Raw genomic sequence first — 9,510 nt, 5'->3', positions numbered from 1 at the left:
CGCGCGCGGGTGCCGGTGGCCTCGGGCGCCGCATGCGCCGGCGTCCTCGATGCCCTTCGCGAGCTCGGCCCGGTCTCCGCGTGGTCGGTGACCGAATCGCAGCCGCTCCGCGTTCCGGAGCCGGGGGAGGACGGGAGGTGTCCCGGGATGGCCAACCTGGCCTTCCTGCGCCGGCCCGGTCGGCTGGAGCGCGACGAGTGGCTGCGCGTCTGGCTCGAGGAGCACACGCCGGTGGCGATCGAGACGCAGTCCACCACCGCCTACACCCAGCACGTGGTGGTCCGCGCACTGACCGAGGGAGCGCCGGAGATCGCGGGGATCGTCGAGGAGGTGTTCCCGATCGAGGCGACCCGGGACCTCGGGGTGTTCTTCGACTCCCGGGGCAGTGACGAGAGGATGAGCGCCAACATCCAGGCCATGACCGCTTCGACGGCCCGGTTCCTCGACGACGGCACGGTCGACGCGATCCCCACGGGGCGGTACGTGATGCGTATCCGGAGTCCGCGCGTGTGACAATGGGATGATCGCCCGGTCGGACCGCACCCCGCCACGCCCGGGCCCGCCTCCAGGAGTGATCGAGATTCCCAACTTCGCAGAGACGACGTTCACCGATCCGGCCAGGATCAGGAACTTCTGCATCATCGCGCACATCGACCACGGCAAGTCGACGCTGGCCGACCGCATGCTGCAGATCACCGGTGTGGTCGAGGAGCGGCTCATGCGGGCCCAGTACCTCGATCGCATGGACATCGAGCGCGAGCGCGGCATCACCATCAAGGCGCAGAACGTCCGCCTGCCCTGGGTGCCGCGCTCCGGTGCCCACGAGGGTGAGGAGATCGTGCTGCACATGATCGACACCCCGGGCCACGTGGACTTCACCTACGAGGTCTCCCGTGCTCTCGAGGCGTGCGAGGGCGCGATCCTCCTTGTGGACGCCGCGCAGGGCATCGAGGCGCAGACGCTGGCCAACCTGTACCTGGCCATGGAGAACGACCTCGAGATCATCCCGGTGCTCAACAAGATCGACCTCCCGGCCGCGGACCCCGATCGGTTCGCCGAGGAGATCTCCCACATCATCGGCTGCGAGCCGGACGACGTCCTGCGGGTCTCCGGCAAGACGGGCGTGGGCGTCGAGGAACTGCTGGACAGGGTGTGTGACGTGATCCCGGCGCCCGTGGGTGACCCGGACGCCCCGGCCCGCGCGATGATCTTCGACTCGGTCTACGACACCTACCGCGGCGTGGTCACCTACGTCCGGGTGTTCGACGGCACGCTGAATCCGCGCGAGAAGGTCAAGATGATGTCGACGGGGTCGACGCACGAGGCGCTCGAGGTCGGGATCATCTCGCCGGAACCCAAGGTGACCAAGGGGCTGGGCCCGGGCGAGGTCGGGTACCTCATCACCGGGGTCAAGGACGTCCGTCAGTCCAAGGTCGGTGACACGATCACCAGCGGTCGCGGCGGGGCGGAGGAGGCCCTCGCGGGATACAAAGAGCCCAATCCCATGGTGTTCTCCGGGCTGTACCCGATCGACGGGTCCGACTACCCGGTCCTGCGCGACGCCCTGGACAAGCTGCAGCTCAACGACGCCTCGCTCGACTACGAGCCGGAGACCTCGGTCGCACTCGGCTTCGGCTTCCGCTGCGGTTTCCTGGGTCTGCTGCATATGGAGATCACCCGGGACCGGTTGGAGCGGGAGTTCAACCTCGCCCTCATCTCCACCGCACCGAACGTGGTGTACCGCGTGGTCGCCGAGGACGGAAGCGAGCACCAGGTCACCAACCCGTCGTACTGGCCCGAGGGCAAGCACCGCGAGATCTTCGAGCCGATCGTCAAGTGCACGATCATCGTGCCCAGCGAGTTCGTGGGCACCGTCATGGAGCTGTGCCAGTCCAAGCGCGGCGAGATGAAGGGCATGGACTACCTGTCCGAGACCCGCGTGGAGCTGCGCTACGTCATGCCGATGGGCGAGATCATCTTCGACTTCTTCGACTCGCTCAAGTCCCGCACCAAGGGATACGCGTCGATGGACTACGAGGAGGCCGGTGAGCAGGCGTCCGACCTGGTCAAGGTCGACATCCTGCTGCAGGGCGAGGCCGTGGACGCGTTCTCCGCGATCGTGCACCGGGACTACGCGCAGGCCTACGGCAACAAGATGACGGGCAAGCTCAAGGAACTCATCCCGCGTCAGCAGTACGAGGTGCCCATCCAGGCGGCCATCGGCGCGAAGATCATCTCCCGCGAGAACATCCGCGCCATCCGCAAGGACGTGCTGTCCAAGTGCTACGGCGGCGACATCAGCCGCAAGCGCAAGCTGCTCGAGAAGCAGAAGGAGGGCAAGAAGCGCATGAAGTCGATCGGCCGCGTGGACGTGCCCCAGGAGGCCTTTGTCGCGGCACTGTCCGCGGAGTCGAGCGCGGACAAGAAGTAGCGACCGACGCCGCCCGCGCGCTGCCGTCGGGCCGACGCGCTCAGTGCCTCGCCCTGTGGCGCCGCACGGCGGACCGGTTGGTGCAGCGGGTCGAGCAGTACCGCTTGCGTCCGTTGCGGGTGGTGTCGGCGAAGACGTCCGCGCAGTCGTCGGCCGCACACCGTGCCAGACGGTCGATGCCGCGTGAGGTCAGGTGGAGTGCGGTGCCCACGGAGAACATGGCGGTGAGCAGCCGGGCGAACGAGACGTCGTCCGCGCGGTAGTGCACGTGCCAGTGGCCGTCGTGGTCGGTCAGGCGTGGCGGCGCCGAGTGGTCGGCGAGCAGGGCGTTGAGGGCGTCGGCCCGCCCGCGGGGGTCGGTGGTGTCGACGACGACGAGCCAGTCGTCGAGAAACGTCAGCACCTCCTCGAGGTCCTCGTCACACGCCCCCCGGTCGATGGTCACCCCCGATTCGCGGCAGCGGTCCACCAGTTCGCGGGTGGTGCGGGGGCGGCGGTTCGCCAGGTCGGCGGCGAGGGTCACCGGATCGGCCCCGTAAGGGTTGATATACACAAACCGATTACAGCACAGTGATCGGTATGCCTCAGTCATTCGCGGGTCTGGCCGCGTCCCCGGCGGTGGGGGTCTCCGTGTGGGTCCTGGCCGCGCTCGTGCTGGCCGCGTTCGTCGCCGGCTGGGTCGACTCGGTGGTCGGCGGGGGAGGACTCATCCAGCTCCCGGCGCTGGTGCTCGGACTGCCCGCGGATGCCTCGACCCCGGAGATCCTCGGGACCAACAAACTCTCCTCGGTCGCCGGGACGCTGGTCTCCTCCCTGACCTACCTGCGCCGGATCCGGGTGCCGATCGGGATGGTGCTCCCGCTGGTGGTCGCGGCGTTCGCCGGGTCGGCCGCCGGCTCGTCGGTCGCCAGGTTCATCCCGAGGGACCTGCTCACGCCGGTCGTCCTGGTGGCCGTCATCGTGGTGGGCGCCTACACGTGGTTCCGGCCCACCATGGGTCGCACCCACGAGAACCGGTACACCGGGTGGGCGCGCATCTGGCGATCGGCGCTGATCGGTCTGCTGATCGGGTTCTACGACGGGGTCCTGGGTCCGGGGACCGGGTCGTTCTTCGTGATCGCGATCGTCGCGTTCCTGGGCTTCGGCTTCCTGCAGGGGACCGTGGCGGCCAAGCTCGCCAACCTCACCACCAACATCGCCTCGATCCTGGTGTTCGGCATCCACGGCGAGGTGCTGTGGCTCATCGGTGGCTGTATGGCGGTGGCCAACCTCACCGGGGGGTTCATCGGCGCGCGGATGGCGATGCGACACGGCAACGAGTTCATCCGGGTGGTGTTCCTCGTGGTCATCGGCATCCTGGCGGTCAAGTTGGCGTGGGACACGGTGGCCCAGTGGACGTGAGGCGTCCCGCGGAGCCGACGTAGACTCGCCCCCATGACCCTCCCGAGCCCCGAACCCGGCCGCCACCCGCTGCTCGACGAGTCGCCGTTGCCGTACGGGTTGCCCGACTTCGCGGCGATCGACGAGGCGGAACTGGAGCCGGCCATCCGGACGGCGATCGACGACCACGCGGCCGAGGTCGCGGCGATCGTGGCCAACCCGGAACCGCCGTCCGTCGCCAACACGGTCATCGCCCTCGAGCGGTCGGGCCGGGCGCTCCACCGGGTCCTGTCGGTGTTCTACGGGCTCCTCGGTCCGGATGCGACGCCCGCCCGGCTCGACGTGGACCGGGTGGTCTCGCCGCTCCTGGCCGCCCACGGCTCGGCCGTCATGACCGATCAGGGCCTCCACGCGCGGGTCGACGCCGTCCACTCGGCGTTGGAGTCGGGGGAGCTGGAGGTCGACGACGAGACCGCGCGGCTGATCCGTCGGCATCACCGTGACCTCCTCCGGGCGGGTGCGGGACTCGACGAGGCGGGCCGCGAGCGGCTGACGGCGATCGACACCCGGTTGGCCGAACTGACCACGGCGTTCGGGGAGAACCTGCTCGCCTCCACCGCCGAGCTCGCCGTCCCCGTGACCGACGAGGCGGAGCTGGCCGGGCTGCCCGCGTCCATGCGCTCATCGCTCGCCGCCGCGGCCGCGGAGGCGGGACGCGAGGGTTGGCTCATCCCGCTGGGACTGCCCACGGTGCAGCCGATCTCCGCGTGGCTGGACCATCAGGGTCTGCGGCGGCGGGTCATGGAGGCCTCGCTGCGACGGGGTTCGACCCCGGAGCACGACAACTCCCCGATCGTCCTGGAGATCGTCCGGCTCCGCGCCGAGCGCGCGCACCTGTTGGGGCTGGGCTCCCACGCCGAGCACGTACTCGCCGTGGAGACGGCCGGGTCGCCCGAGGCGGCACGAGGTCTGCTGCTCGACGTGGTCGACGCCGCCGTCACCAATGCCCGCAACGAGGCCAAGGACCTGCTCGGCGGGGAGGACCGCGAGTTGAACCCGGCCGACTGGGCCTGGGAGTCCGAGCGGCTGCGCGCCGACCGCTTCCAGGTGGACGACGCACGCGTCCGGCCGTACTTCGAGCTCGAGCGCGTGCTGCGCGACGCGGTCATGCACTCGGCCTCCGAGCTCTACGGCCTGCGCTTCGCCGAGCGGACGGACCTGCGCGGATTCCTCCCGGACGTCCGGGTGATCGAGGTCTTCGACGACCAGCGGGACCAGCCCGACGCCGGGATCGGTCTGCTGCTCCTCGACTACTACGCACGTCCGACCAAGCGGGGCGGGGCCTGGATGAGTTCGTTCCGCGACCAGTCCCGGCTCCTGGATTCGCGTCCCGTCGTCGTCAACGTCATGAACCTGTCCCGCCCCGCGGCGGGTGAGCCGACGCTGCTCACCATGGACGAGGTCACGACGATGTTCCACGAGTTCGGGCACGCCCTCCACGGCCTGCTCTCGGACGTGGAGTACCCGGTGTTCTCCGGGACCTCGGTGCCCCGCGACTTCGTCGAGTTCCCCTCACAGGTCAACGAGATGTGGGCGCGCCGGCCGGAGATGCTCGCGCGATACGCCCGGCACGTGGAGACGGGGGAGCCGATCGCCGAGGATCTGGTCGCGCGGATGCGGGAGGCCGAACGCTTCGGTGAGGGGCAGGCCACCGTCGAGTACCTCGCCGCCGCCCTCCTGGACCTGGCCTGGCACTCGCTGACCCTCGAGGAGGCCGAGGCGGTGACGGATGTCGACGAGTTCGAGGCCAGGGTGCTGGCCGAGGCGGGACTGGACGTCCCCGGCGTCGAGCCCAGGTACCGGTCGCGGTACTTCCAGCACATCTTCGCCGGCGGGTACTCGGCGGCCTACTACTCCTACTTCTGGGCCGAGGTGCTCGACGCGGACGCCGCCGAGTGGTTCGCCGAACGTGGGGGACTGAAGCGGTCCTCGGGGGACGCGATGCGCCGTGAGGTCCTGTCCCGCGGCGGGGCGATCGACTTCCTCGACGCCTACCGGGCGATGCGCGGTGCGGACCCGAGTCCCTCGGCGCTGCTGCGCCGCCGGGGCCTGGACAGTTCGGTGGTGGGCGGCCGCGAGGTCGCCACCGCCGGCCGGTCGTAGGATCGATCCGTGACGGCATTCCTCGAGTTCTGGGACAGGGTCGAGCTCTGGCTCGCCACCCTGCCGTTCCCCCTGCAGGTGTTCATCATGCTCGCCGCCGGAGTCCCGCTGTTCTTCCTGGTCGCGGTGGTCGTCGAGCGGGTGGCCGATGTGCTCGTGCACCGGTTCCGGGGGCTCGTCGCCGCCGGGGACCCCGAGACCGGGAAGGAGGTCCTGTAGATGCCCCGGTCGCGTGTGACTCTCGCCCTGATCCTGCTGATCGCGCTCGTCGTGATCGCGTGGCTCATCCTCGACGTCTGGTGAGGACGGGCCGTCCGCGGAACCGACTCTGCGGGACGGACTCCGGACGTACACTCCCTCCATGCAGCGCCTGAGTGGACTTGACGCCAGCTTCCTCTACTTCGAGACCAGGGCCCAGCTCCTGCACGTGTGCGGGTTGATCGTCCTCGACGGGTCCGAGATGAACGGCGGCTACTCGTTCGACGCGCTGCGCGCGGAACTCGCCCGCCGGGTCACCGGGATGCCGGGTTTCCGGCGCAAGTTGCACGACTCACTGCTGAACATCGACCACCCGGTGTGGGTCGAGGCCGAGGACTTCAACATCGACCACCACCTCCACCGGGTCGGCCTGCCGGAACCGGGTGGTGACGAGGTCCTTGCCGAGTTGTGCGGTCACCTGGCCAGCCAGCCGATAGACCGATCGATGCCGCTGTGGCAGATGTACGTCATCGAGGGGCTGCCCGACGGACGGTTCGCGGTGTTCGCCAAGATGCACCACTCGACCGTCGACGGCGTCACGGGCGCCAACATGATGTCCCAGCTGTGCTCGCTCACCCCGGAGGATCCGTCCCTCGACCAGGAACTGGTGCAGGAGACCGCCGGAGGCTCGGGAGCCCTCGAACTGGCCGTCGGCGGGGCGTTGTCCCGGCTGGCCACCCCGTGGCGTCTGGCCTCGCTGTTGCCGGGGACACTGGGTGTCCTTCCCTCGTGGATCAACAGGGCCCGCAAGGGTCTCGCCATGCCGGCACCGTTCACCGCCCCGCGCACCCCGTTCAACCGCACCATCACCGGGCACCGGTCCATCTCCTACGCCAGTGTGGACCTGGACCAGGTCAAGCGGATCAAGAACGCCTTCGGCACCACCGTCAACGACGTCGTGCTGGCCCTCTGCTCGACCGCCCTGCGCAACTACCTCGACGACCTGGACGAGTTGCCGTCGAAGCCCCTCATCGCGATGGTCCCGATGTCGGTGCACGCCGCGGAGTCACGCCCCGGCACCAACCGAGTGTCGGGCATGTTCATGTCGCTGGCCACGGACATCGACGACCCGGTCGAGCGTCTGGAGTCGATCCGGGACGCCAACACCGTCGCCAAGGACCACACCGACGCGCTCGACGCCAATCTCCTGACCGACTGGGCGCAGTTCGCGGCGCCGTCCGTCTTCGGTTCCGCGGTCCGGATGTACTCGCGCCTGAGGCTCTCCGAGCGCCACCCGGTGGTGCACAACCTCATCATCTCCAACGTGCCCGGTCCGAACATCCCGCTGTACTTCCTCGGGGCCAGGGTCACGAAGATGCTTCCGATGGGGCCGGTGTTCCACGGCGCCGGCCTCAACTGCACGGTGATGTCGCTCGACGGAGAGCTGCACTTCGGGTTCATCGCGTGCAAGGACCTCGTTCCCGACCCCTGGCCCATGGCCCACGCGGTGAGCGAGGCCATGGAGGAACTCGTCGAGGCCGCCGAGAAGCGCGAGGCGAGCGGGACCCCCACGGCGGAGCGGATGTCCGCCGCCGAGTTGGCGCAGTTGCGGAAGGACCTGAAGAAGGCGGGCCGTCAGTCGTCCGCGAGCAAGGACGGGGCCGCCACGAACGCCTCCGACCGACAGCGCCCGGCGAAGAAGGCCCCGGCGAAGAAATCGACCGCGAAGACGTCGACCGCGGAGAAGACGACCGCGAAGAAGGCCCCGGCGAAAAAGGCTCCAGCGAAGAAGGCTCCCGCGAAGAAGACCTCGGCCACCACCAAGACGACAGCCGCCAGGAAGTCGACCGCCCACAGGAAGACGTCCACCGCGACCAAGCCGACCGCCGAGAAGACCACGGGCCGGACCGCCCCCGCCTCGACGTCAGCCGGTGAGAAGACGGCCTCCAGGACCGCCGCCGCGAGGAAGACCTCGGCCCGGAAGACGTCCGACAAGCCCACGGGTTCCAAGCCCGTCACCCCCGTCGAGCGCACGGCGAACCCGTCATCCGGCACTGTGGGCTCCGTGCCCAGACCAGACAACTCTTCCGCGTCCGAACCGGAGCCCGATACCGCCACGGGGCCCGACGCCGCCGCACCGACCTACGGCGCCCCGGCCGCCACCGTTCCGGACGAGGGCCCCGCGACCTCCGAGTCGGGGGGCGGTGAGACCGGGGGCGACCGCGTGACCGGTCAGGCGTGACGACCGGGGCCCACGATCCGGCTGGTCTCGCCCTCTCCCCGCCGCCGCGCGACCCGCGGGCGCCGTTCGGGATCTACCTCCACGTCCCGTTCTGCGCGTCCCGCTGTGGCTACTGCGACTTCAACACGTACACGGCCGGGGAACTCGGGTCCGCCACCTCGCCCGCCGACTGGGAACGGGCGGCCGCACTGGAGATCGAGCGGGCGGCGTCGGTGCTGGCCGGGTCGGGCACCCCGCCGAAGGTCGACACCGTCTTCGTCGGCGGCGGAACCCCGTCGCTGGTGGGTGCGGACGTTCTGGTGGGGATGCTCGATCGGATCCGGTCGACGTTCGGGCTCGCGCCCGGAGCCGAGGTGACCACCGAGAGCAATCCCGAATCCACCTCCCCGGAGTTCTTCGGACGACTGCGCGAGGGCGGATACACGCGGATCTCGCTGGGGATGCAGTCCACCGCGGCGCACGTCCTGCGCGTCCTGGACCGCGCCCACACCCCCGGTCGCCCGCAGGAGGCGGTCGCCGAGGCCGCCCGAGCCGGGTTCGACCACGTCAACCTGGACGTGATCTACGGGACGCCGGGGGAGACCGACGACGACCTCGCCCGCACCCTCGACGCCGTGGTCGACGCAGGGGTGGACCACGTGTCCGCCTACTCGCTCATCGTCGAGGACGGCACCGCCCTGGCCCGGAGAATCCGTCGGGGAGAACTGCCCGGGACCGTCAACGACGTGCTGGCCGACCGCTACGAACAGGTGGCGGAGCGACTGTCGCGCTCGGGGTTCCACTGGTACGAGGTCTCCAACTTCGCGACCGACGAGTCGGGTTACTGCCGTCACAACATGGGGTACTGGCGCGGCGGTGACTGGTGGGGGATCGGACCCGGGGCGCACTCCCACGTCGCCGGAGCCCGGTGGTGGAACCTGCGCCATCCTGCGCGCTACGCCGCGGCGTGCGACGCCGGGGACCTCCCGGTCGAGGGCGGGGAGCGACTGCACGACGACGACCGTCACCTCGAGCGGATCATGACCGGCCTCCGGCTGGCCGAGGGGCTCCCCGACGGGGCGTTCACGGCGCAGGAGAGGGAACGTGCGGACCTCCA

At 69.8% G+C, this 9,510-nt stretch carries 7 protein-coding genes and 1 pseudogene; 7 read left to right on the top strand and 1 reads right to left on the bottom strand.

What is annotated here, in order from left to right; translation table 11 throughout:
* The coding region (locus G6021_RS10685; protein WP_182641262.1) for an EthD domain-containing protein at positions 1-513 on the top strand (513 nt) is incomplete at its 5' end.
* 7 nt (positions 514-520) lie between these two features.
* Entirely contained in the window at positions 521-2,431 is a 1,911-nt protein-coding gene (gene lepA, locus G6021_RS10680; RefSeq protein ID WP_187700634.1) for a translation elongation factor 4, read from the top strand.
* Positions 2,432-2,471: 40 nt separating this feature from the next.
* Here the strand turns inward: lepA and G6021_RS10675 are convergent, their stop codons facing one another.
* Positions 2,472-2,984 (bottom strand): CGNR zinc finger domain-containing protein, encoded by a 513-nt coding sequence (locus G6021_RS10675; RefSeq protein ID WP_182641260.1) that lies wholly within the window; start codon positions 2,982-2,984, stop codon positions 2,472-2,474.
* Between the two features lie 26 nt (positions 2,985-3,010).
* Between G6021_RS10675 and G6021_RS10670 the strand changes: the two genes are divergently transcribed.
* The 5 genes and pseudogenes from G6021_RS10670 to hemW form a co-directional block, all read left to right on the top strand.
* Positions 3,011-3,832 carry a TSUP family transporter gene (locus tag G6021_RS10670; RefSeq protein ID WP_182641259.1) on the top strand — a complete coding sequence of 274 codons (822 nt, stop codon included), beginning with the start codon at positions 3,011-3,013 and terminating at the stop codon, positions 3,830-3,832.
* Between the two features lie 33 nt (positions 3,833-3,865).
* The gene (locus G6021_RS10665; RefSeq protein WP_182641258.1) at positions 3,866-5,974 is read left to right on the top strand and encodes a M3 family metallopeptidase; all 2,109 of its coding nucleotides are present in this window, start codon (positions 3,866-3,868) and stop codon (positions 5,972-5,974) included.
* Positions 5,975-5,983: 9 nt separating this feature from the next.
* Positions 5,984-6,193, top strand: a complete 210-nt coding sequence (locus G6021_RS10660) for a hypothetical protein (protein ID WP_179524959.1) — start codon at positions 5,984-5,986, stop codon at positions 6,191-6,193.
* Positions 6,194-6,335: 142 nt separating this feature from the next.
* Positions 6,336-7,715, top strand: a pseudogene (locus G6021_RS10655) (wax ester/triacylglycerol synthase family O-acyltransferase); the annotation flags it as partial.
* Between the two features lie 695 nt (positions 7,716-8,410).
* A partial coding sequence (gene hemW / locus G6021_RS10650; protein WP_347238953.1) for a radical SAM family heme chaperone HemW occupies positions 8,411-9,510 on the top strand: 1,100 nt, incomplete at its 3' end.

It is taken from the genome of Dietzia sp. CW19 (assembly GCF_014145265.1).
Taxonomy (GTDB): Bacteria; Actinomycetota; Actinomycetes; order Mycobacteriales; family Mycobacteriaceae; genus Dietzia; species Dietzia natronolimnaea.
Note: the sequence above shows the minus strand (reverse complement) of the source record. Positions and strands in the feature narration are given on the sequence as shown.

Bases quoted from the DNA above. Each gene is read 5' to 3' on its own strand.
- G6021_RS10670 (WP_182641259.1), top strand. From the start codon at position 3,011: ATGCCTCAGTCATTCGCGGGTCTGGCCGCGTCCCCGGCGGTGGGGGTC.
- G6021_RS10665 (WP_182641258.1), top strand. From the start codon at position 3,866: ATGACCCTCCCGAGCCCCGAACCCGGCCGCCACCCGCTGCTCGACGAG.
- lepA (WP_187700634.1), top strand. From the start codon at position 521: ATGATCGCCCGGTCGGACCGCACCCCGCCACGCCCGGGCCCGCCTCCA.